22 protein-coding genes and 1 tRNA gene are annotated in these 21,190 nt (G+C 59.3%); 9 read left to right on the forward strand and 14 right to left on the reverse strand.

Features of this window, described 5'->3' with window-relative positions; all coding sequences use genetic code 11:
* The 4 genes from ACQZ48_RS12660 to cobU form a co-directional block, all read right to left on the reverse strand.
* Window positions 1–153, reverse strand: a complete 153-nt coding sequence (locus tag ACQZ48_RS12660) for a cbb3-type cytochrome c oxidase subunit 3 (RefSeq protein ID WP_443388985.1) — start codon at window positions 151–153, stop codon at window positions 1–3.
* Between the two features lie 13 nt (window positions 154–166).
* Complete coding sequence (gene ccoO, locus ACQZ48_RS12665; RefSeq protein WP_077982262.1) at window positions 167–898, reverse strand: cytochrome-c oxidase, cbb3-type subunit II; 732 nt, start codon at window positions 896–898, stop codon at window positions 167–169.
* A gap of 10 nt (window positions 899–908) precedes the next feature.
* A complete protein-coding gene (gene ccoN / locus ACQZ48_RS12670) occupies window positions 909–2,531 on the reverse strand; it encodes a cytochrome-c oxidase, cbb3-type subunit I (RefSeq protein WP_077982261.1) in 1,623 nt (540 codons plus the stop codon).
* A gap of 237 nt (window positions 2,532–2,768) precedes the next feature.
* Complete coding sequence (gene cobU, locus ACQZ48_RS12675) at window positions 2,769–3,290, reverse strand: bifunctional adenosylcobinamide kinase/adenosylcobinamide-phosphate guanylyltransferase (protein ID WP_077982260.1); 522 nt, start codon at window positions 3,288–3,290, stop codon at window positions 2,769–2,771.
* A 503-nt stretch (window positions 3,291–3,793) separates the two neighbouring features.
* Between cobU and ACQZ48_RS12680 the strand changes: the two genes are divergently transcribed.
* Window positions 3,794–4,486 carry a DUF599 domain-containing protein gene (locus ACQZ48_RS12680; RefSeq protein ID WP_077982918.1) on the forward strand — a complete coding sequence of 231 codons (693 nt, stop codon included), beginning with the start codon at window positions 3,794–3,796 and terminating at the stop codon, window positions 4,484–4,486.
* Window positions 4,487–4,551: 65 nt separating this feature from the next.
* Window positions 4,552–5,517, forward strand: coding sequence for a heparan-alpha-glucosaminide N-acetyltransferase (locus tag ACQZ48_RS12685; protein ID WP_077982259.1), 966 nt, complete (start codon window positions 4,552–4,554; stop codon window positions 5,515–5,517).
* 287 nt (window positions 5,518–5,804) lie between these two features.
* Here ACQZ48_RS12685 and ACQZ48_RS12690 read toward each other — a convergent pair whose 3' ends face one another.
* Window positions 5,805–6,191, reverse strand: a complete 387-nt coding sequence (locus ACQZ48_RS12690; RefSeq protein ID WP_003524989.1) for a MerR family transcriptional regulator — start codon at window positions 6,189–6,191, stop codon at window positions 5,805–5,807.
* Window positions 6,192–6,263: 72 nt separating this feature from the next.
* Entirely contained in the window at window positions 6,264–7,691 is a 1,428-nt protein-coding gene (mgtE, locus tag ACQZ48_RS12695) for a magnesium transporter (protein ID WP_077982258.1), read from the reverse strand.
* Window positions 7,692–8,084: 393 nt separating this feature from the next.
* Here mgtE and ACQZ48_RS12700 point away from each other — a divergent pair, with 393 nt between their 5' ends.
* The 3 genes from ACQZ48_RS12700 to ACQZ48_RS12710 are packed head-to-tail and all read left to right on the forward strand — an operon-like array spanning window position 8,085 to window position 11,199.
* Window positions 8,085–10,385 carry an FdhF/YdeP family oxidoreductase gene (locus ACQZ48_RS12700; protein ID WP_191218262.1) on the forward strand — a complete coding sequence of 767 codons (2,301 nt, stop codon included), beginning with the start codon at window positions 8,085–8,087 and terminating at the stop codon, window positions 10,383–10,385.
* Window positions 10,385–10,687 carry a hypothetical protein gene (locus ACQZ48_RS12705; protein ID WP_191218261.1) on the forward strand — a complete coding sequence of 101 codons (303 nt, stop codon included), beginning with the start codon at window positions 10,385–10,387 and terminating at the stop codon, window positions 10,685–10,687. The genes ACQZ48_RS12700 and ACQZ48_RS12705 overlap by 1 nt, the downstream gene beginning before the upstream one ends.
* A gap of 17 nt (window positions 10,688–10,704) precedes the next feature.
* Entirely contained in the window at window positions 10,705–11,199 is a 495-nt protein-coding gene (locus tag ACQZ48_RS12710; RefSeq protein ID WP_191218260.1) for a peptide deformylase, read from the forward strand.
* A gap of 3 nt (window positions 11,200–11,202) precedes the next feature.
* Here the strand turns inward: ACQZ48_RS12710 and ACQZ48_RS12715 are convergent, their stop codons facing one another.
* Window positions 11,203–11,631 (reverse strand): OsmC family protein, encoded by a 429-nt coding sequence (locus ACQZ48_RS12715; protein ID WP_448728871.1) that lies wholly within the window; start codon window positions 11,629–11,631, stop codon window positions 11,203–11,205.
* Between the two features lie 123 nt (window positions 11,632–11,754).
* On the opposite strand from ACQZ48_RS12715, the gene ACQZ48_RS12720 reads away from it, so the two are divergent.
* The gene (locus ACQZ48_RS12720; protein ID WP_191218258.1) at window positions 11,755–11,922 is read left to right on the forward strand and encodes a Thivi_2564 family membrane protein; all 168 of its coding nucleotides are present in this window, start codon (window positions 11,755–11,757) and stop codon (window positions 11,920–11,922) included.
* Window positions 11,923–11,998: 76 nt separating this feature from the next.
* On the opposite strand, the gene ACQZ48_RS12725 is transcribed toward ACQZ48_RS12720, so the two are convergent.
* Together ACQZ48_RS12725 and ACQZ48_RS12730 are read right to left on the reverse strand one after the other, a co-directional pair.
* Window positions 11,999–12,496, reverse strand: a complete 498-nt coding sequence (locus ACQZ48_RS12725) for a PAS domain-containing protein (protein ID WP_448728872.1) — start codon at window positions 12,494–12,496, stop codon at window positions 11,999–12,001.
* Between the two features lie 497 nt (window positions 12,497–12,993).
* Window positions 12,994–13,078, reverse strand: a tRNA-Leu gene (locus tag ACQZ48_RS12730).
* 189 nt (window positions 13,079–13,267) lie between these two features.
* Here ACQZ48_RS12730 and lipB point away from each other — a divergent pair.
* The 3 genes from lipB to ACQZ48_RS12745 all read left to right on the forward strand — a co-directional run bounded on the left by lipB (window position 13,268) and on the right by ACQZ48_RS12745 (window position 16,154).
* On the forward strand, window positions 13,268–13,999 hold the full coding sequence (lipB, locus tag ACQZ48_RS12735) for a lipoyl(octanoyl) transferase LipB (RefSeq protein WP_137410409.1): 732 nt from the start codon (window positions 13,268–13,270) through the stop codon (window positions 13,997–13,999).
* Window positions 14,000–14,065: 66 nt separating this feature from the next.
* A complete protein-coding gene (locus ACQZ48_RS12740; protein WP_077982251.1) occupies window positions 14,066–15,133 on the forward strand; it encodes an NAD(P)-dependent alcohol dehydrogenase in 1,068 nt (355 codons plus the stop codon).
* 85 nt (window positions 15,134–15,218) lie between these two features.
* A complete protein-coding gene (locus tag ACQZ48_RS12745; RefSeq protein WP_170985574.1) occupies window positions 15,219–16,154 on the forward strand; it encodes a DMT family transporter in 936 nt (311 codons plus the stop codon).
* 19 nt (window positions 16,155–16,173) lie between these two features.
* Here the strand turns inward: ACQZ48_RS12745 and ACQZ48_RS12750 are convergent, their stop codons facing one another.
* The 5 genes from ACQZ48_RS12750 to yajC form a co-directional block, all read right to left on the reverse strand.
* Window positions 16,174–16,632, reverse strand: coding sequence for a hypothetical protein (locus ACQZ48_RS12750; protein WP_077982250.1), 459 nt, complete (start codon window positions 16,630–16,632; stop codon window positions 16,174–16,176).
* Window positions 16,633–16,775: 143 nt separating this feature from the next.
* The gene (locus ACQZ48_RS12755) at window positions 16,776–17,621 is read right to left on the reverse strand and encodes a phytoene/squalene synthase family protein (RefSeq protein WP_173989129.1); all 846 of its coding nucleotides are present in this window, start codon (window positions 17,619–17,621) and stop codon (window positions 16,776–16,778) included.
* Window positions 17,622–17,644: 23 nt separating this feature from the next.
* On the reverse strand, window positions 17,645–18,037 hold the full coding sequence (locus tag ACQZ48_RS12760) for an Mth938-like domain-containing protein (RefSeq protein ID WP_077982248.1): 393 nt from the start codon (window positions 18,035–18,037) through the stop codon (window positions 17,645–17,647).
* On the reverse strand, window positions 18,037–20,601 hold the full coding sequence (gene secDF / locus ACQZ48_RS12765; RefSeq protein WP_077982247.1) for a protein translocase subunit SecDF: 2,565 nt from the start codon (window positions 20,599–20,601) through the stop codon (window positions 18,037–18,039). Before secDF ends, ACQZ48_RS12760 begins: the two co-directional genes overlap by 1 nt.
* A gap of 80 nt (window positions 20,602–20,681) precedes the next feature.
* The gene (gene yajC, locus ACQZ48_RS12770) at window positions 20,682–21,029 is read right to left on the reverse strand and encodes a preprotein translocase subunit YajC (RefSeq protein ID WP_003524964.1); all 348 of its coding nucleotides are present in this window, start codon (window positions 21,027–21,029) and stop codon (window positions 20,682–20,684) included.
* Window positions 21,030–21,190 lie beyond the last annotated feature (161 nt).

Below are 21,190 nucleotides of genomic sequence, written 5' to 3' on the forward strand. Positions count from 1 at the left end.
CTAGTCCTCCTTGAGCGGAATGCTGGCGGCATCGTCCGCGGCTTTTCTCGAGCCTGGGCGAAGGGTGAAAATAACGACGCCGGCAAAGAACAGGGTCATGGCAAGCAGACCCCAGCTATCGGCGAAGTGGCGCATGGCCGTGTAGGTTTCCATGGCTCACACCTCCTCACCGGTATCCGGCGGCATCGTCATAGGTCGAGAAATCGACCAGCGTGCCGAGCATTTGCAGATAGGCCACAAGCGCATCCATTTCGGTGAGCTTGGCCGGATCGCCGTCGAAATCTCCGACCTTGGCCTTCGGGTAACGCGCTAGCAGCTCGCTGGTATCGGCATTCGGGTCAGCCTGCGCCTTCATGTCAGCGCTCGCCTTTTCGATCATCTCGTCGCTATAGGGTACGCCGACGGCGCGGTTGGCCTTCAGCTCCATAGAAACCTCGGTGACCTTCAGCGTCGTGGTCTTCAGGAAAGCATAGGAGGGCATGATCGATTCCGGCACGACCGAACGCGGATCGGCCAGATGCTGCACGTGCCACTCGTTCGAATAACGATCGCCGACACGCGCAAGATCCGGCCCCGTGCGCTTGGAACCCCACTGAAACGGATGGTCATACATGGATTCCGCTGCCAGGCTGTAATGCCCGTAACGCTCCACCTCGTCGCGGAACGGTCGGATCATCTGGCTGTGGCAGACATAACATCCCTCGCGGATGTAGATGTTGCGCCCGGCCAGTTCCAGCGGCGTGTAGGGCCGCATGCCTTCCACCTTCTCGATGGTGTTTTCGAGATAAAAGAGCGGTGCGATTTCCACGATACCGCCGATTGAGACGACGAGCAGCGAGCCGACCAGAAGCAGGGTGGCGTTACGTTCGATGACACCGTGTTTGTCGAGTATGGACATCGGCCTCTCCTTATTCAGCGGGCTGCAGCGAAGGAGCCGCGCCCTTGCTGGCGCCCTCCTCGCGTTGATGACCGAGGATGGTCATTGTGACGTTGTAGGCCATGATCAGCGCGCCACTGAGGAACATCAGGCCGCCCAATGCACGCATCACGTAATAGGGGAACAGCGCCGCGACCGACTCCGCGAAGGAATAGACGAGGAAGCCCTGGGTATCGTATTCGCGCCACATCAGCGCCTGCTGGATGCCGGCCACCCACATGACGGCCGCGTAGATGACGATGCCGATCGTGGCGAGCCAGAAGTGCCAGTTGACGAGTTGCAGGCTGTAAAGACGCTCCCTGCCCCAGAGTTTCGGCGTCAGGTAATAGATCGCGCCGAAGGTGATCATGCCGTTCCAGCCGAGAGCACCCGAATGCACATGGCCGATGGTCCAGTCGGTATAGTGGCTGAGCGAGTTGACGGCCTTGATCGACATCATCGGACCTTCGAAGGTCGCCATGCCGTAAAAGGCCACCGCCATCACCATCATGCGCACGATGGGGTCTGTACGGATCTTGTCCCAGGCGCCCGATAGCGTCATCAGGCCGTTGATCATGCCACCCCAGGACGGCATCCACAGCATGATCGAGAACACCATGCCGAGCGTCTGCGCCCAGTCCGGCAGCGCCGTATAGTGCAGATGGTGCGGGCCGGCCCAGATATACATGAAGATCAGCGCCCAGAAGTGGATGATCGACAGGCGGTAGGAATAGACCGGGCGGTTCACCTGCTTGGGAATGAAATAATACATCATGCCGAGGAAGCCGGCTGTCAGGAAGAAGCCGACAGCGTTATGGCCGTACCACCATTGCGTCAGCGCGTCCTGCACGCCCGAAAAAGCCGAATAGCTCTTGACGCCAAGGAACGAGACGGGAATGGCGAGATTGTTGACGATATGCAGCATGGCGATGGTGACGATGAAACTGAGGTAGAACCAGTTCGCCACATAGATATGCGGCTCCTTGCGCGTGAGGATCGTACCGAGGAACACCAGCAGATAGGCGACCCAGACAATGGTCAGCCAGATATCCACATACCATTCCGGTTCCGCATATTCGCGGCCCTGCGTGATGCCGAGCAGATAGCCGGTGGCGGCCATGACGATGAAGAGGTTGTAGCCCCAGAACACGAACCAGCCGAGATTGCCGCCGAACAGCCGCGCGCGACAGGTTCTCTGCACCACGTAAAAGGAGGTGGCAATCAGCGCATTTCCCCCGAAAGCGAAGATAACCGCCGATGTGTGCAGCGGCCGCATCCGGCCGAAATTGAAATAGGGCGCGAGGTTGAGATCGGGAAAGGCGAGCTGAAGCGCCACGACAACGCCAACCAGAAAGCCGACGACACCCCAGAACACAGTGGCGATGACGCCGTATTTCACCACCTCGTCGAAATATTCCGACTTCAAGTGAGCACGCGTGGCAGAACCGACAGGCGCGAAGGAGACACGGCGCAGCAAAAGCACCGTGCTGACCAGAAGCGTAAAGAACAATACCCACATATGGGCTGCGAAAAGACTGTCATGGGCAAAGGCTGCCCCAAGCAACGCGAGAAAGGCGCCGAGCGCCACGATCGCGGTTTCTAACGTGTAATTCATTGTTGGTTTCCCCCAACGTGCAAGCCGACCGACGAAAGGCACGGCACGCGCCCAAGAGAGCGAAAACGTGCCTATGCGTCGGTTGGAGCATTGCCACCGGCGGGAGAGCGCCACCTTGATCCAGGTCAAGAAAGCAAAGCTGTCGCAGCCCCGGCAAAACGGGACGCGACTTTACGAGAGAAATTTGTACAAGAGCAAAATGCGCAGCGATGCCGGCCCCGCTTGCGCGCGTACCCTTCAGCCCTTCATCTTCAGGGGCAGGCCGGCGGAGACGAAATAGACTTCTGCGGCAATGGCGGCGATTCGCTGATGCAGGCGGCCGGCGTGATCGCGAAATTCCCGCGCCATGCGGTTTTCCGGCACGATGCCGAGACCGACTTCGTTGGAGACGAGAATCAGCTTAGCTCGAGCCGATGCAATCGCCGTCTCGAGCGCCGCAAAAGCAGCCTCGATATCGGCGTTCTCCATCATCAGATTGGTGAGCCACAGGGTGAGGCAATCGATGAGAACGACATTTTCCGGCGCGCCGAGCTGGTCCAGCACGGCGGCAATATCGACGGGCGCTTCATGCGTTGTCCATTCGCCGCCGCGCCGCGCCTGATGATGGACGATGCGGTCGCGCATCTCGTCATCCCATGCCCGGCCAGTGGCCAGATAATGCAGGCTTCCACCCGACTTGCCCGCAAGCTCCTCCGCAAAACGGGACTTGCCGGAGCGCGCGCCGCCAAGAATGAAAACGGAGCGGTTTTTATCTGTCATCTGAAACCTGAAGGAAGAGAATGAAACGGACCGGCATCTTCGCCGTGTCGCAAGCCAGGGGCAGACAGACAGGAAGGGAACGATTCGTAGAAAAAGGCGTTCCCCGGTTGCTCATGCCGGACTGCCGCTGATACCGGGCCGGAGAAAACAAGACCTGCCTGCAGGATGCGAGGCATATCAGCCTTGGCTGCTCCGGATACCGGAAACACCGGTCCAGATAAAAGGCTAGGTGCGAACGGCCATTCTGTCAATCGGCCCTCGCCGCTGGCGAAAAAACGGGCGGAACCGGGACGCAAAACCTTAACCCGGAACCGGCAGACACATCGTCCGCGACTGGATTGATAAAGCGACTTGGTTACCGGAACGTTAGCGAAAAACCGAATGATGAAACCGCAACGCCCAAGGAGAATATGGAGTGACGGCAGCCGCCGCCATTGCCTTGCCATGGCCTTCAAATCAATATGCTTTCGAAGATTCGCAAACAGCAAGGTGGCCTGCCCGTGATGACCGTGATGGACTATATCTCGATCGTGGTTTTCATCCTGCTATGGGCCGTTTATACCCATGTCACGACGGGCACGAGGCTGTTTTCGAGAGCCAGCCTCAACCAGGCCATGGCCGAGCGCCGCCGCGAGTGGATCATGAATTCGCTGAAGCGCGACCTGAAGATGATCGACACGCAGATCATGGCCGGCCTTCAGAATGGCACCGCCTTCTTCGCCTCCACCTCCATCTTCGCCATCGGCGGATGTTTCGCCCTGCTGGGCGCCACAGAACAGGTCGAATCGGTGTTTCGCGACATGCCGTTCGTGCAGTATGCCGGGCGCACGGCCTTCGAGCTGAAGGTCATCGGGCTGACCTGTCTTTTCGGTTATTCCTTCTTCAAGTTCGGCTGGTCCTACCGCCTGTTCAACTATTGCACCATCCTGTTCGGCGCCATTCCCATGGTCCACGATGTCGGCGCCGATCGCAGGGCGGCCGAGCGGGCAGCCGAAAACGTCATAAAGATGAACATCATCGCTGCTAAGAACTTCAATGACGGCCTGCGGACCATCTTTCTGTCAATCGGTTATCTCGGCTGGTTCATCAGCCCCTATGTCTTCATCGCCAGCACGCTCATCATCATCGTGGCGTTGTTACGCCGCCAGTTCTTTTCCGAAGCACGGCGCGCCATTATGGAAGAAAACAGGCCTTGAAATAGCCGCACTTCAGGGGCCAAGCCGAGCGTGATACCGCCCCCCGAAAGCCGAAAACGGAAACCATGAACACGAACGCAGCCGCAAACGAAAACCGCCGCAAAGGCCGCATAGGCGGTCTCGACACCCTGCGCGGGCTGGCCCTCATCGCCATGGCGTCCTACCACTTCACATGGAATCTGGAATATTTCGGCTATCTGGAACCCGGCACGGCAACCACCGGCCTGTGGAAACTCTATGCGCGCGGCATCGCCAGCTCATTCCTGTTTCTGGCCGGTTTCAGCCTGTTTCTCGCCCATGGTAAGGGCGTCAACTGGCCGTCTTTCGGCAAACGTTTTGCGATGGTGGCCGGCTCGGCACTGCTCATTACCATCGCCACCTATTTCGCCTTTCCTGACAGCTTCATCTTCTTTGGCATATTGCACAATATCGCCGCGGCAAGCCTTGTCGGGTTGCTGTTCGTGCGAGCCCCCGCGGCCGTGACGTTGCTTTTTGCCGTGATCGCCTTCACCCTGCCTCACTATCTGCAGTCCGAACTGTTCAACGCAAAATGGTTGGCCTGGATTGGTTTTTCCACCACGCCGCCCCGTTCGAACGACTATGTGCCGCTTCTGCCCTGGCTTGCGCCCTTCCTTGCCGGGCTTGCGGTGTCGCAATTCGTCACGCCGCGCGACTGGCTCGACCGCTTTCGAAGCCCGAGTTCGCCTCGCAACCTGATCGCAGGCGCCGGCCGCCACAGCCTGGCATTCTACCTCATCCACCAGCCGGTGCTTATCGGCCTTGTCTATACCCTGTCGCTCATAGCCCCACCCTCGCCTGTCGATCAGGTCGAGCTTTACAAATCGAGCTGTGAAAAGAGCTGTGTCGAGCAGGCCAACGGGCTGGAACTGTGCCAGCGTTTCTGCGGCTGCACACTGGAGAAGCTGCAGGCGGAAAACCTGTTCGACACGATGATGGAAGGCAAGCTCAACGCCGATCAGCAGACGAAGGTCAGTGAGGTGGCGCAACAGTGCACGGTTGAGGCACAGTAGGGAGACGTCAGGGCTTGCCGCTTGTTTCTTCTCCCCGAGGAGGGAGAAGGTGGCCCGAAGGGTCGGATGAGGGGGCAACGTTGCCGAATATCTCTACCCTAGCCCCCTCATCCCGCTGCCGCGACCTTCTCCCCGGCGGGGAGAAGGCGACAAGCGGCACATACTCGCTCCAACGCGGCCCATCACCACTCTGGCGATCGTCCCCCAAAGGAATGCGGTAAAGATAGAAGGCTTAAGGCCTGTTTTCGGCATAAAATCACTGACGAATCAAGCAGCACGAGCTGCTTTCATGTCCCAACGCCGATTTCGGCAAGCCGCGTCAGACAGGCTTCTTCGACATTGTCGAGTTCCGCCAGCGTCTCTTCGATGTCCTTGCGTTTTTGCCGAAGCTCGGCACGCTTTTCATCGACCTTCTTCATCAGAAGCACCAATTGGCCCGATTCGCCCGGCGGTTCCTTGTAGACGTGAATGATCTCGCGAATTTCGGAGATCGTGAAACCGATACGGCGGCCGCGCAGGATTTCCTGAATGAGGCGGCGGTCTGCAGCCCTGAAAAGCCGTGTGCGCCCGCGACGTTCAGGGTGAATCAGTCCCTCGTCCTCGTAAAACCTCAAGGTGCGGGTGGAAACACCGAATTCGCGTGTCAGTTCGGTTATGCTATAATACTTGTCCAAGGGCCTATCCGATTCATCACCGGAAGATATTATTTGACCTTCACGTAAAAGTCAATTTTCGCCCGTCTGGCCCTATCCGGAAATACCGTACCACCAGGTCGCGATCCCCAGAAAGGCGAAGAAGCCGACAATATCGGTGACCGCCGTCACGAAAACTGCCGACGAGACCGCCGGGTCCGCGCCAAACTTGTCGAGCACCAGCGGAATGAGAATGCCCGCCAGCGCCGCCGCCAGCATGTTGAGGCACATGGCCGTGGCGATGATGCCGCCGATATGGATATCCTGAAACCAGATACCGGCAACGATGCCGATGGCGCAGCCGAACAGCATGCCATTCAGAATACCCACGCCCGCCTCGCGCCGGATGATGCGCGCAGCGTTGTGAATATCGAGGCTTTTGGTGGCGAGCGCCCGCACCGACACCGTCATGGTCTGCGATCCGGCATTGCCGCCCATACCGGCCACCGCCGGCATCAGGATCGCCAGCGCGACGATCTGCTGGATCGTTGCATCGAACAGGCTGATGACGGAAGCGGAGAGAAAGGCGGTGATGAGATTAACCGCAAGCCAAGGCACGCGCGAACGGGACGTGCTGGCGATCGAGTCCGACAGTTCTTCGTCACCGACACCGCCAAGGCGCAGCAAATCCTCCTCGGCCTCTTCCTGAATGACGTCCACCACATCATCGATGGTCAGCACGCCCACCAGTCGGCCGTTATCATCGACCACGGCGGCGGAGAGAAGGTCATATTGCTCGAAAAGCTGCGCGGCCTCTTCCTGGTCCATCTCCGCCGGAATGGAGTGGTTGGTCTCGTGCATGATCGTTTCGATCTTCACCTGACGTTTGGCGCGCAGAACCCTGTCGAGATCGAGCGCGCCGACCAGCTTGAAGGTGGGATCGATGACAAAAATCTGCGAGAAGGATTCCGGCAGCTCCTCCTCCTCGCGCAGGTAGTCGATGGTCTGCCCCACGGTCCAGAACGGCGGCACGGCGACGAATTCCGTCTGCATGCGGCGACCGGCCGAACTTTCTGGATAATCCAGCGCCCGCATCAGCCGCACGCGTTCAGTGAACGGCAGTTGCGAGAGAATATCCTCGCGGTCTTCGTCGTCGAGGTCCTCGAGAATATAGACGGCGTCGTCCGAATCCAGCTCGCCAATGCCGGCGGCAATCTGTTCATTCGACATCTGGTCAACGATATCGAGACGGATGCCCTCATCCACCTCGGTCAGCGCCGTCATGTCGAAATCGGAACCGAGAAGCCGCACCAGCGCATGGCGCTGTTCCGGCAGGATGGATTCCAGCAAGTCACCGAGTTCCGATTCGTGCAGCCGCGCCACATTCTTGCGCAGGAAAAGCAGATCGCGGTCAGCGATCGCCGCACCCACCATCGTCAGAAAATCGGAGCGTACCGAACCGTCTTCGGCGTAGATATCGGAGGGCGCTTCCGTCGGCTTCATGTCCTCGGGCGCGACAGGATCGTCGTCACGGTCTGTCATCTGGCGTCCCCTTGTATTCAAATATGGCAGTGCACGGATGCGCAGGCAGAATGGCGTTAAAAGGTATATTGTCAACAACCGGGTAGCAGCAAATACGCAAGCTCTCCGGCCGCGGCAAAAAATCCATTCGACATTCCTCTTCCTATTGGCCGGCAGGGTCTCAGCCAGCGGCCATAAGCATGTTTAGCCAATCTGCGCGGCTTGTTTTACGACAACGTCCACCCCCTTTACGCCGTTCCCGTTTTAAATGTCGAATGGGCGAACAAAGGTTTTGCCGCAATGCACAATTAAGACATTGACAGGCGGTGCGGATCAGCGCTTTTGAAGATGCTTTTGACAAACGGCAAGCGCCGTCGGGCGCGCACAAGAAGACACATCCCGGGAATCACAATCATGAGCAAGACGGATTTCATAGGCAAGGCATCCTCCGCCGCAGGTGGCTGGGGCGCACTCAAAAGCGTCGGCAAACGCCTCCTGGAATCCGGCGCCCCGATTTCCGGCGCCCGCACCCTTTTGAAGACCAACCAGCCGGATGGATTCGACTGCCCGGGCTGCGCCTGGGGAGACCCGGAACATGGCTCCTCTTTCGAGTTCTGCGAAAACGGCGTCAAGGCGGTGTCATGGGAAGCAACGGAAGCCCGGGTGCCGCCGGATTTCTTCGCCAGCCGCACCGTATCCGAACTGCGCAGCTGGTCTGATTACGATCTGGAAAAACAGGGCCGCCTCACCCATCCCATGCGTTATGACCGGGCGAGCGACAGATATCTGCCTGTCTCCTGGGACGATGCCTTCGCCGAAATCGGCCGTATCCTCAACAGCCTCGACAGTCCCGACCGGGCTGAGTTCTATACCTCCGGCCGCGCCTCCAACGAGGCGGCCTTCCTCTATCAGTTGATGGTCAGGCTTTACGGTACCAATAATTTCCCCGACTGCTCCAACATGTGTCACGAGGCGAGCGGCGTCGGCCTGAAAGAATCGATCGGCGTCGGCAAGGGCACGGTGCTGCTGGAGGATTTCGAGCAGACGGACGCCATTTTCGTCATCGGGCAAAATCCCGGCACCAACCATCCACGCATGCTTGGCGACTTGCGCCGCGCCGCCCTTCGCGGCGCCCGCATCGCTGTCTTTAATCCCATCCGGGAAAAGGGTCTCGAGCGTTTCGCCGACCCCCAGGACAAGATCGAAATGATCACCGGCAGCAGCACGAAAATCGCCACCAACTATTACCAGCCGCGTCAGGGTGGCGATATGGCAGCCGTGCGCGGCATGAGCAAGGCAGTCTTCGCCGCCGACGATGCAGCAAGGGCGGCGGGCGAGCCCGCCATCATCGACTACGACTTCATCGCCGAACATGCGGCCGAATTCGATGCCTATCGCGCCGCCGTCGATGCGACGAGCTGGGAGAGCATCCTCGACCAGTCCGGCCTCACCCGCGCGGAGATCGAGGAAGCCGCCCGCATCTACATGAACGCCGGTTCCGTCATCGCCACCTGGGCCATGGGTGTCACGCAGCACAGGCATTCGGTCATTATCGTTCGCGAGATCACCAATTTCATGCTGCTGCGTGGCAATATCGGCCGTCCGGGCGCCGGCCTTTGCCCCGTGCGCGGCCATTCCAACGTGCAGGGCGACCGCACCGTCGGCATCGATGAAAAAGCCCCGCCCGCGCTTCTCGATGCGCTGGAAAAGGAACTTGGCGTCCCCATGCCGCGCAAGCCCGGCCACAATACCGTCGAAGCCGTCGCCGCGATGCTGGACGGCAAGGCTCAGACTTTCATCGCGCTCGGCGGCAATTTCATGCGGGCGACGCCCGACAGCCCGCTGATCGTCAAGGCTTTCGAAAAGCAGAAGCTGACCGTCAACATCGCCACCAAGCTCAACCATTCGCACTTGGTGCCGGGCGAAACCTCCTTTGTGCTGCCCTGCCTCGGCCGAACGGAAATCGACCGCAATTCGGCCGGGCGCTCGCAGATCGTTACGGTGGAGGATTCCATGAGCATGGTGCACGGTTCCGGCGGCATCAATCCACCGGCCTCGGATGAGCTGCGCTCGGAAGTGGCCATCGTCGCTGGCATCGCCGAGGCGACGCTTGGCAATGCCCATGTCGACTGGAAGGCGCTTGCCGATGATTACGACCTCATCCGCGACATGATCGAGCGGGTCATTCCCGGTTTCGATAATTTCAACGAGCGCGTACGCGTGCCGCGCGGTTTTCATCTGCGCAACGCAGCAGCCGAACGGGAATGGAACACGCCGGCGAAAAAGGCCACCTTCTATAGCGGTCCGCTACCCGAACAGACCGAACACCAGCAGGCGCTCACGCGCGATGACCTGTTTGTCTTGCAGACCTTCCGCAGCCACGATCAATACAACACCACGATCTACGGCATGGACGACCGTTATCGCGGCGTCTATGGCGAGCGCCACGTCATCTTCATGAACCCGAAGGACATGGAAACGCTCGGCGCCCATTCCCGCCAGCGTGTCGATGTCATCGGCGAATATGGCGACGGCGTGGAACGCATTGCGCGGAATTTCCGGCTGGTGCCCTATAATATCCCGCAGGGCAGCGTCGGCGGTTATTATCCGGAACTGAACGTGCTGGTGCCGCTGTCGAGCTACGGCGAGGACAGTTTCACGCCGACATCGAAATCGGTGCTCGTCTCCGTTCGCCTGCGCCCGGACGCCTCCTGATGGACGAGGCGCAGTCCGCCGCCGCGTTCATGGCCGCGGTGGACCGGGTTCAGGAAAGCTCCTCACGGGCGCTGACAGCCACGGGCGCGGCGATCCTTCTTTCGCTTCGTCTCAACATCGCCGCTGACAGCCGCAGCATCGCCAATCGGCTGGGGCTTGCGCACGCCCTCATTCTGCGCGAAATCACTGCCCTGTCGCCACGTTTCGTGCGGGTGACAAAACGCGATGCCCGCACCCAGCGCAGCTTTCTGGAGGCAACCGAAGAAGGACAGGCCCTCGCGGCGGCGTCCCTGCGGATTTGAAACAAACGGAGCATTCCTTGGCAATCAGGCCGATCCCGCCCTACCCTCATCCCGGTTTGTCCGAAATCTGCGCGCCGGTCACGGCTTTCGACGGGCAATTGCAACAGCTGGTAACGGACCTGATCGACACGATGCGCGCTGCACCCGGCGTCGGCATCACCGCCGCCCACATCGGCATAAAACAGCGGGTTTTCGTGTTGGAACTGACACCGGGAACCGTCCTGACCTACATCAATCCCGAAATAATCAGCCAATCCACGCAGACCATGCGCCATATGGAGGGCAGCGTCTCCATGCCGGGCTTTACCGACGAGGTGGAGCGGCCTTGCAGTGTCGAGGTGAGGTTTCAGGACATATCCGGCGGCGAACACCGGCAGACCGCCGAGGGATTTCACGCCGTCTGCATCCAGCACGAGATCGACCAGCTGGATGGCATTTTCTGGCTGAAGCGCCTCTCGAAGCTCAAGCGCGACCGGCTGGTGAAAAAATGGGAAAAATCCCGGAAGCCTTGATCGTCAGCCGGTAACAGACATCGCGAATTCCGCATCGCCCTTCAGCGTGTTGCTGACAGTGCATATATCCTCGGCAAGATGGGCAATGGCGTTGCGGCTATTCTCATCGAAATCGCCGCTCACCGCGATGCCAATGTCGAAACGGACAATGCTGTACGGCTCCTCGGCGGATTTTTCGCCCGTGACCTCGACAACCACACCATTGAAGCGCTCCAGCAAACCTAGCCGACTGGCGGCGATCCGGGCGCTGACTGCAAGACAGGCGGCGAGTGACGAATACAGTAGATCAATCGGGTTGAATCCAGGCTCTGCAACGCCGGTCACGAGATCCAGTTTACCGCCTGTCACCGTCGAAATGGCGGGGCGACCGAGCCGCCCCACCGCGACCCTCGCCCCCACGGGACGCAACTTCACCTTCCCACCATCTGCCATTCAGCAAGTCCTAATTTTAATCGCGCGCAATCAACTGCATGGAACAAAAATCTATCTGGCGCTTTTTACTCCCACAACGGTGAACGACCGTTGAAGCCTTTATTTTACAGGGAGCTGGGACATATGGTTACATCTACGCTCGTCAGCATTCTGATCACCTTCCTGGTGATTGTGCTCGTCTTGTGGCTTATCGCGCGCCTGCCGGTCGGCGGCGGTGCGAAACAGATTGCGCAGGTGATCGTCATCATCATCGGCATTATTTCGCTGCTGAAATATCTTCACGTCTTCTGATGTCCAAGCACGGTGCAGACGAAAAAAGGCGGCGAAGGCCGCCTCTTTTTATGCGCGGTTTCAAAAGCCCGGATTGCTATTGCCGAGGCTCGAACTGATAGGTTTTTTTCAGGGTAATATCCCGAACGCTGCCAATGCCCAGAAACGGCGTATTGTCTGCATCAAAAATCGCCCTGCCCTTCGCCACGATCCATCGTTTCGATCCGTCCGGCAGATTGACCTTATAACGCTGGTCAAAAAAAACACCTGTCGTAATGCTCTCAAAAATGGCCTGCGCCACCTGATCGCGCATTTCGACATCTATTCTTTCGAGTATAGCCTCGATCGTCACCCCGCGTGACGCAACCGGTTCCGAAAAGCCATGACACTCCGCGGTGACGGCATCCATGATCAGCCTGTTGTCGGAAATACTCCACATGTAATAGCCAAGCGCATTGTCTGAATCCGTTTTGTCCCCCAGCACGACCCCCCCCGGACATTTTTCCTGACGAAAGCTAACATCAGACCTCTGATATTCCACCCCTCGTTTTTTAGGGTGAGGCCGATGTCCACCGGAGCGTGCATTGATATCCACCGAAATTTCACGCCGGTCAGATCGAGTACGGTCTCAAAGGAGCGATAAATTCCTCGGGGACATCGCAAAGCCGCCAACCTCGTCCTACATAACTGTGCGACGAAATTTCATAGGAGGCTAATATGCTGCGAACCGCTCTCACTTTCGGAGTGCTGACGGCAACTGCCGCTCTTGCCGGGTGCCAGACGTGGGAAAGCCCATATCGAGGGTCTCAATGGCGCATGGACCAAGTGATGGACGGTGACCCGTATCGCGTCGGAGATGGCAACCATCAGGGAAATGGTACCGCCTCAAATATCATTCGACGCTAGGTCGCGACGAGCATGCTGAAGTAGCGGCAGGTCGAGAGTTCTCCGAACCAAATTATAAAGCCCGGGTAGTGACGAAAATCACATCGAAGCCGCCCGAGCTCTGTTCCAACGAAACCGCGAGCAGAAAACAGAAAGCTATCTAAACGACTGGCTAAAAAAGAAAAAACCCGCCGAAGCGGGTTTCTTTGGTGCGGTCGAGAAGACTCGAACTTCCACGGGTTGCCCCACAGCGACCTCAACGCTGCGCGTCTACCAATTCCGCCACGACCGCATCGTGGTAGGCGTCGACTTGCGCCGACGGGGGTGCATGTAGCAAAAGGATTTTCGGTGCACAAGAGCGTCGTGACAGTTTTTTGAAATTAAAAATCGCACCGCACCATCCTATATGCAGGAAGCCCGGAAATGCTGGGGTTGCGGCCGTCTCGCCATTTTGCGAGAAGGCTGTGGAAAGGACTTTTTCATGCTCACACGCACCGATATAGAGACAAACATGCTGCCCGCTCCCGGTTCGCCGCCCGTTCGCTGGCGAATCTCGGAAGGCCTCGTGCCCTATGAGCAGGCGATTGAGGAAATGGAGCGTGAAGTCGCCGCCATCGCCAGCGGCGAGGCCGATGAACTCGTCTGGCTTCTGGAACATCCGCCGCTCTACACCGCCGGCACCAGCGCCGATGCCGCCGACCTTATAGAGCCGGAGCGTTTCCCCGTCTTCGCCACGGGTCGCGGCGGTGAATATACCTATCACGGGCCAGGCCAGCGGGTTGTCTACGTGATGCTCGATCTGAAACGACGGCGGCAGGATGTCCGCGCCTATGTGGCGGCGCTGGAGGATGTCATCATCCGCACGCTCGACAAGATGAATGTCCGTGGCGAGCGGCGCGAGGACCGCGTCGGCGTCTGGGTCAGGCGGCCGGAGAAACCACTGCTTCCCGATGGCGGCATGGCCGAGGATAAGATCGCGGCGCTTGGCATCAGGCTGCGCAAATGGGTGAGCTTCCACGGGCTCTCGATCAATGTCGATCCCGACCTATCGCATTTTTCCGGCATCGTTCCCTGTGGCATCAGCGCCTATGGCGTCACCAGCCTTGTCGATCTTGGATTGCCGGTTATGATCGGAGACGTCGACGTTCTGCTGCGCGAGGCCTTTGAGGAGGTGTTTGGCGAAGCAGCGCCCGAAACCGGCGCAAGCGGCTGATCCCACCGCAACCTTTGCCGCAGGCCGGTGTTTCCAGCATCGATCACCACAAGAGGAGGAACGATCATGTTCACAACATCCGCTTATGCCTGCGATGACGGTTCTTCGCCGATGAAGCTTGCGACCATCAAGCGTCGCGATCCCGGCCCGCGCGACGTCGAAATCGAGATCGAATTCTGTGGCGTCTGCCACTCCGATATCCACACGGCCCGCAGCGAATGGGCGGGCTCCCTCTACCCTTGCGTTCCCGGCCACGAAATCATCGGCCGCGTCGGCCGTGTCGGCTCGCAGGTCACCCGGTTCAAGGCGGGCGACCGCGTCGGCGTCGGCTGTATTGTCGATAGCTGCCGGGAATGCGCAAGCTGCGCCGAGGGTCTGGAGCAATATTGCGAAAACGGCATGACCGGCACCTATAATTCCCCCGACAAGGCGATGGGCGCCGGCGCGCATACGCTTGGCGGCTATTCCGCCCATGTGGTCGTCGATGACCGTTACGTCCTCAACATTCCCGAAGGCCTCGATCCGGCGGCAGCAGCACCCCTGCTCTGCGCGGGTATCACCACCTATTCGCCGCTGCGTCACTGGAACGCCGGACCCGGCAAACGTGTCGGCGTCGTCGGTCTTGGCGGTCTCGGCCATATGGCCGTCAAGCTCGCCAATGCCATGGGCGCAAAGGTGGTGATGATCACCACCTCGCCCGCCAAAGCGGAGGATGCGAAAAAGCTCGGCGCCCACGAGGTGATCGTCTCACGCGACGCCGAGCAGATGAAGAAGGCCGCTTCGAGCCTCGATCTCATCATCGATGCCGTGGCCGCCGACCATGACATCAACGCCTATCTGGCGCTGCTGAAACGTGACGGCGCGCTGGTCCAGGTGGGCGCGCCGGAAAAGCCGCTCTCGGTGATGGCCTTCAGCCTCATTCCCGGCCGCAAGACCTTTGCCGGCTCGATGATCGGCGGCATTCCCGAGACGCAGGAAATGCTCGATTTTTGCGCCGAAAAAGGCATCGCCGCCGAAATCGAGATGATCGATATTGATCAGATCAACGACGCTTATGAACGCATGATAAAAAGCGATGTGCGTTATCGCTTCGTCATTGATATGAAGAGCCTGCCGCGCCAGAAGGCCGCCTGACCCTGAAAGGGGGCGACCTTCTGGCGCCCCTTTCCCGTTGGACCTTTCGGTCGAAAGCGCAGCCTGCCCCATGACTTCCCGATCCATGACCAGCCAGACCGGTTTCAACGATATCGCCAGGGGCATGACCATCATGGCGGGTTGCATGCTGGTGCTGCCGGTCATGGATGCGATTGCCAAATACATGGCGGTAAGCGGTGGCATGTCGCCAGCGCAGGTGACCTTCTATCGCTTCTTTTTCCAGCTGCTCTGCACCCTGCCGCTGCTGATCGTGGTGTCGCCCAGGGCGCTGTTCAGCGCCAAGCGGCCATGGATGAACTGCCTGCGTGGCGTCCTGCACGCCTCGGCCAGCCTGATGTTCTTCGCCGCCGTCAAATACATGCCGCTCGCCGATGTCTTCGCAATCTATTTCGTCGAGCCCTTCATGCTGACCATGATGTCGGCCCTCTTCCTCGGCGACAAAGTGGGCTGGAAGCGCTGGACCGCGATTGCGGTGGGCTTCGGCGGCGCGCTGATCGTCATCCAGCCCAGCTTCGAAATCTTCGGCTGGACGTCGCTTCTGCCGGTTGCCTGCGCCTTTCTTTATACGCTCTACCTCTTTTTGAACCGCGCCATCGGCGATGCCGACAGCCCGTTGGTCATGCAGACCATGTCCGGCATCGCGGGGACAGTGTTCATGGGTGCCGCACTCTTCGCCGGTGATGCGCTAGGCGACAAGGATTTCGCCGTCTCGCTTCCGCAATCCGGCTTCGCCCTTGCCCTTCTCGTATTATTGGGATCGATATCCGGCTACATGCACCTGTTGATCGTCAGGGCCTTCCGGCTGGCGCCGCTTTCTCTGCTGGCGCCGTTCCAATATTTCGAGATCATCTCGGCGACGATCCTCGGTTATGCGCTGTTTTCAGATTTCCCGACGCCGTCGAAATGGCTTGGCATCGTCATTATCGTCGCATCCGGCCTGTTCATCATCTGGCGCGAGCGCCAGAAAGACGGCGCAAACCCGCCGCTTGACGGACAATGACAGCCGGCACAGTTATTTCTCAACTCTTCGAGGGCAGCGGCCCTTCGTCGTGGTGATCTTGCGCCTCCACGAGACTGCCAAGCAGCCAGAGGGAAACCTCGGCCGCCTCTCCGGCCGACTTGAACCGGTATGAGCCGCTATATTTCGGCATGTCAAAGAAGGTGACGACGAAACCGTCACCGCTCTCAAGACTTTCGACCCGGATGCGCTCGGGATCGATCATCACGCACACATAATGCGATCCCATATTGCGCATGAAGCCGGCCTTGTTGTCGTGCAGCCGCACGAAGGCACCACCACCATCCGCCGTCATATGCAGGCTTCTGATCGCCTCATTGGGAAAGGCGCGGGCGAAATCCATGATCGCCTGCCCCACATCATGACTGTTATCCTCATCCGTCGCCCGCGACATGCGCCAGGCGTAAACGGCAAAGACTGAAAGCAGCACGAAAACGATAATCCAGATCGCAATATTCATCCGGGGCGCTCCCTCAGTATAACAACATCAAGATTCGCGAATCGAAACGATGCGAACCGATTCAGGTTCATATAGACCGAGGCTTGTGTGAAGTGTGGCTAGCGGGATCGACCTCGATTCGCAGCCTGGCTCAGTCAGCGCCATTAGAAACGCTTGAGGAAGGAAGCCTTTGCCAGCAGCCATTGCCGGCGAAGCTGCGACAGTTGCAGGTCGCCGTCAAATACGCCGCTCCCCACCTTTCTCGCGGCTGCGATGACCGGACCGGACAGGGCGACGGGAAGATAGGCGGCAAAGACATTTTTCGAGATCTTCGCACGCCTCGCCTTCTCGATATGATCCAGCGCATGGGCCGCAAAAATTTCAATGGCGATACCGATGCGCTGCCTGTCCTGCCCTTCGAGAAATGTTTCGCGGTCTAGCCCGGCCGCAGCCAGCATATCGGCGGGAATATAGACCTGCCCGCGACGCCGGTGCAGCGGCATGAGCAGCAACATGCCGGCCATGGCCTGCGCCACGCCCGCGTGCCCTGCCGCCTCCGCGCTGGATGCGGCGTCTTCAGTGGAAAGCACGAGACTTGCAAGCTGGATCAATGCGGATGCGGTCTCTCCGGCATAGCCTTCCAGCGCATTGCGATCCTCGAACAGGTCGTCATAGAGATCGAAGATACGCGCCTCGATCATATTGGCCAGAACCGGACGCGGCAGGCGATAGTGCTCGATCGTCGTCAAAAGCGCTGCAGCCACCGGGTGGGATTGGCTGTCGCCGTGTGGATTGCCGTCTAGAAGATCGCGCCACCATTGCATGCGCACTTCGCCGGGCAGTGCTTCGCGCACGGAATCGCGGATGCGGGCGATTTCGGCGTTGAAAGCATATAGCGCGGCAAGGGCATTGCGCCTGTCTGCGGGCGACAGAAGAGACGCGAGATAGCGATCGCGATCGGTATCGCGCAGCGTCGCGAGGCAGACGTCGAGATTTTCTGTGGGTGCCATGGTTCCCCGCGCGAAACGTCCTGTCAGCCTTCGACGGCAATCAGCGCCGCAGCCACAGCGCGCGATTCCGACAGCATGATATTATAGGTGCGCACGGCGGCGCCCGTGCTCATCGGGTCAACGGCAATGCCTGCCTCCTTGAAGGCGGCGCGTAATTCCTTCGGCAGAACCCGCATGCCATCACCCGTTCCGATCAACAGCACTTCGATATCCTGCGCTTCCGCCAGAAGCTTTTCGAAATGTCCGACAGTCAATTCTTTCGCATCAACGGGCTCCCACCCATAGATACCCGAAGGCAGGAGCAGCAGCGAACCGCGATGCGACATGTCGGCAAAACGGAACCCGCCGTTGCCATAGGCATCGATGGGCGCCCGGCCGGGAAAATGGGCCGGGCGTATTTCGATCCCGCCAGCCATCAGACGGCAGGCTTGCCGCCGATGGCGTTACCGGACTTGTCGTCCTTCTCGTCTTCCGCATCCTTGCTTTCGGGGCGCAGCTTGAACGCAATCAGCACCGGAGCTGCGATATAGACCGAGGAGAACACCCCGATACCGACGCCGAACAGCATGGCGAAGGTGAATGAGCGGATGACCTCGCCGCCGAAGAGGTAGAGCGCGAGCAGCGCCAAAAGCACGGTCAGACCTGTAAGGATGGTACGCGACAGCGTCTGGTTTAGCGACGCGTCGATAATCATCGGCAACGGCATCTTCTTATAGCGCCTGAGGTTTTCGCGGATGCGGTCATAGATGACGACGGTGTCGTTCAACGAATAACCGATGATCGTCAAAATCGCCGCGATACTGGTCAGGTTGAATTCTATTCCGAGGAACACGAACAAGCCTATCGTGAAGACCACGTCGTGCACCATGGAGATGACCGCACCGAGCGCGAACTGCCACTCGAAACGAACCCAGATATAGACCATGATCGCCGCCATGGCGAGCACTACGCCGATAGTGGAGGACGTGGTCAGGTCGCCGGAAACGGCAGGGCCGACAACTTCTACACGGCGGAAGTCATATTTGTCCTCAAGCTCACCGCGCACCATGGTGATGGCGGACTGTTCGGCATTTTCCCCGCCGTCCTGCGCCTGGATGCGGATGAGAACATCCTGCGGCGTACCGAAATTCTGCGCCTGGATTTCACCGAGGTTCAGCTGGTTCAGACGATCGCGAATATCGGCAATATCGGCATCGCCCTGCTTGGCGCGCACTTCGATGACCGAGCCGCCCTGGAAATCGATACCGAGGTTAAGCCCCTTGGCGACGAAGCCGCCGACACAGGCGAGCATCACGGCGCCGGTGATCATGAAGACCACGCGACGGTAGCGCATGAAGGGGATATCGCGGCCGTCGAACATGGCGGTGCGGACACCCTTCGGCAAGTGTTTCGGGCGGCTGCGGCGAACCCAGTAGCCGAACATCCACGCCGTCAGCGTATAGGCCGTGAAGACGGTTGTGATGATACCGACGGCCAGCGTGACCGCGAAGCCCTTGACCGGACCGGTACCCATGTAGAACAACACGCTAGCCACGATCAGCGTCGTCAGGTTGGCGTCGACAATGGTCGCAAAGGCGCGGGTGAAGCCGTTATCCAGCGCCTGAATCAGCGGTTTCCCGCTCTTCACCTCTTCGCGTATGCGCTCGTAGATCAGAACGTTGGAATCCACGGCCATGCCGATGGTCAAGACGATACCGGCAATACCCGGTAGCGTCAGCGTCGATCCGATCACACTCAGCACCGCAATCAGCATCACGACGTTGACGATAAGGGCGATATTCGCCAGCAGGCCGAAGAAGCCGTAGAAGACGAACATGAAGATGAGGACGCCGACGGCGCCGATCGCGCTGGCCGTCAGGCCGGCGGTGATGGAGTCGCTACCGAGGCTCGGACCGACGGTGCGCTCTTCAACGACGGTCAGCGTGGCCGGAAGAGCACCCGCACGCAACAGGACTGCAAGGTCGTTGGCACCCTGAACCGAGAAGTTGCCGGAAATCTGTCCCGAACCGCCGATGATCGGCTCGCGGATGACAGGCGCGGAGATGACCTGGTTGTCGAGCACAATGGCAAAAGGTTTGCCGACATTCTGCTGCGTCGCCTGCGCAAAGCGCTGCGCACCGCGGCTGTCGAAACGGAAGGTAACGACCGGCTCGTTGGTCTGCTGGTTGAAGCTTGCCTGCGCGTCGACGAGATTGTCGCCGGAAACAAGCGCACGGCGTTCCACCAGATAGGGAACCGGGGGATCGTCCTGCGAATAGAGAACCTCGGAGGTCGCGGGCGGACGACCATTCATCGCTTCCTGTACCGGCATCGTCGTATCGACCATGCGGAAGGAAAGCTTTGCCGTCTGGTTCAAAAGCGATTTCAGGCGCTGCGGATCCTGAAGGCCGGGCACCTGCACGATGATGCGGTCCGAACCCTGACGCTGGATGAGAGGCTCGGTGGTGCCGACTTCGTCAACGCGGCGACGCACGACCTCGATGGACTGCGACACGGCGGACGACAGACGGTAGTCGATGCCTTCATCCGTCAGGTTGAGCCTGAGCAGATTGTCGCCGCCGTCATTCATCGTCACTTCGGTGATGGAGCCGCCAACCAGCGTGCCGGCGGACACCGGCTGCGTCAGTTCACGAAGTGCATTCTTTGCTGCTTCCACCTGAGCGGGGTCGCTGATGCGGACCTGGATCTGCTGCCCGTTGCCGGTAAGCCCCGAATAGCGGATGTTGGCGTCGCGAAGCTGCGTACGCACATCGCCCACGATCGTCTCAAGCCGTTCCTTGACGATGTCGGAACGCTCGATCTTGAGCATGATGTGCGAACCGCCCTGAAGGTCGAGACCGAGCGTTACCTTGTTGTCCTTGTACCAGGCAGGCATGCCTTCCAGTTGCTTGTCCGTAAACAGGTTGGGAGAGGCGATGACGACGCTTGCCAGCACAAGCAGCCAGATGAAGACTGTTTTCCAACGGGAAAAATGAAGCATTTCGATCTCGGTCAGGGTTGGGGTCGCGCTACGCGCAACCCGTCAAAATTCGCAATCGGGCATTCGATAATCCGGCAGGATCAGGAAGCGGCTTCCGTCTTGACCACTTCGCCCTTCACACGCACTTCGGCAATGTAGGCGCGGGCGGCACGGATTTTCACGCCTTCAGCGATTTCGACTTCGAGCTCATTGTCATCGATGACCTTGGTCACCTTGCCGACGATGCCTCCGCCGAGAACGACCTGATCGCCGCGGCGAATATTGGTCAACGTTTCCTGGCGCTTCTTCATCTGCGCACGCTGCGGGCGAATAAGGAAAAAGTACCAGACCACCATGAGCGGCGCAAACAGGAAAAGCATTTCAAGGCCGGAACCGAAGGCCGATGCGCCGCCTGCTGCGTCCTGGGCAAAAGCTTGACTAATGAACATATAAAACTCCTCAGAATTACGGCACGACCTTGGATGCCGCCCCAGCTTTCAAGCCGCCGGAATATAGTGGGGAACGCCGGGATTGCAACAGATGCAGGGCCCACGCCGTACCGATTCCGGACCTCTTAACCTTTATGGGCCTGAAACGCCATGCTAGGCCG

The organism is Agrobacterium sp. 22-209-1 (assembly GCF_053522485.1).

Coding starts and splice junctions, on each gene's coding strand:
- ACQZ48_RS12660 (WP_443388985.1), bottom strand. CDS start 153: ATGGAAACCTACACGGCCATGCGCCACTTCGCCGATAGCTGGGGTCTG.
- ccoO (WP_077982262.1), bottom strand. CDS start 898: ATGTCCATACTCGACAAACACGGTGTCATCGAACGTAACGCCACCCTG.
- ccoN (WP_077982261.1), bottom strand. CDS start 2,531: ATGAATTACACGTTAGAAACCGCGATCGTGGCGCTCGGCGCCTTTCTC.
- cobU (WP_077982260.1), bottom strand. CDS start 3,290: ATGACAGATAAAAACCGCTCCGTTTTCATTCTTGGCGGCGCGCGCTCC.
- ACQZ48_RS12680 (WP_077982918.1), top strand. CDS start 3,794: ATGACCGTGATGGACTATATCTCGATCGTGGTTTTCATCCTGCTATGG.
- ACQZ48_RS12685 (WP_077982259.1), top strand. CDS start 4,552: ATGAACACGAACGCAGCCGCAAACGAAAACCGCCGCAAAGGCCGCATA.
- mgtE (WP_077982258.1), bottom strand. CDS start 7,691: ATGACAGACCGTGACGACGATCCTGTCGCGCCCGAGGACATGAAGCCG.
- ACQZ48_RS12700 (WP_191218262.1), top strand. CDS start 8,085: ATGAGCAAGACGGATTTCATAGGCAAGGCATCCTCCGCCGCAGGTGGC.
- ACQZ48_RS12705 (WP_191218261.1), top strand. CDS start 10,385: ATGGACGAGGCGCAGTCCGCCGCCGCGTTCATGGCCGCGGTGGACCGG.
- ACQZ48_RS12715 (WP_448728871.1), bottom strand. CDS start 11,631: ATGGCAGATGGTGGGAAGGTGAAGTTGCGTCCCGTGGGGGCGAGGGTC.
- ACQZ48_RS12720 (WP_191218258.1), top strand. CDS start 11,755: ATGGTTACATCTACGCTCGTCAGCATTCTGATCACCTTCCTGGTGATT.
- lipB (WP_137410409.1), top strand. CDS start 13,268: ATGCTCACACGCACCGATATAGAGACAAACATGCTGCCCGCTCCCGGT.
- ACQZ48_RS12740 (WP_077982251.1), top strand. CDS start 14,066: ATGTTCACAACATCCGCTTATGCCTGCGATGACGGTTCTTCGCCGATG.
- ACQZ48_RS12745 (WP_170985574.1), top strand. CDS start 15,219: ATGACCAGCCAGACCGGTTTCAACGATATCGCCAGGGGCATGACCATC.
- ACQZ48_RS12750 (WP_077982250.1), bottom strand. CDS start 16,632: ATGAATATTGCGATCTGGATTATCGTTTTCGTGCTGCTTTCAGTCTTT.
- ACQZ48_RS12755 (WP_173989129.1), bottom strand. CDS start 17,621: ATGGCACCCACAGAAAATCTCGACGTCTGCCTCGCGACGCTGCGCGAT.
- ACQZ48_RS12760 (WP_077982248.1), bottom strand. CDS start 18,037: ATGGCTGGCGGGATCGAAATACGCCCGGCCCATTTTCCCGGCCGGGCG.
- secDF (WP_077982247.1), bottom strand. CDS start 20,601: ATGCTTCATTTTTCCCGTTGGAAAACAGTCTTCATCTGGCTGCTTGTG.
- yajC (WP_003524964.1), bottom strand. CDS start 21,029: ATGTTCATTAGTCAAGCTTTTGCCCAGGACGCAGCAGGCGGCGCATCG.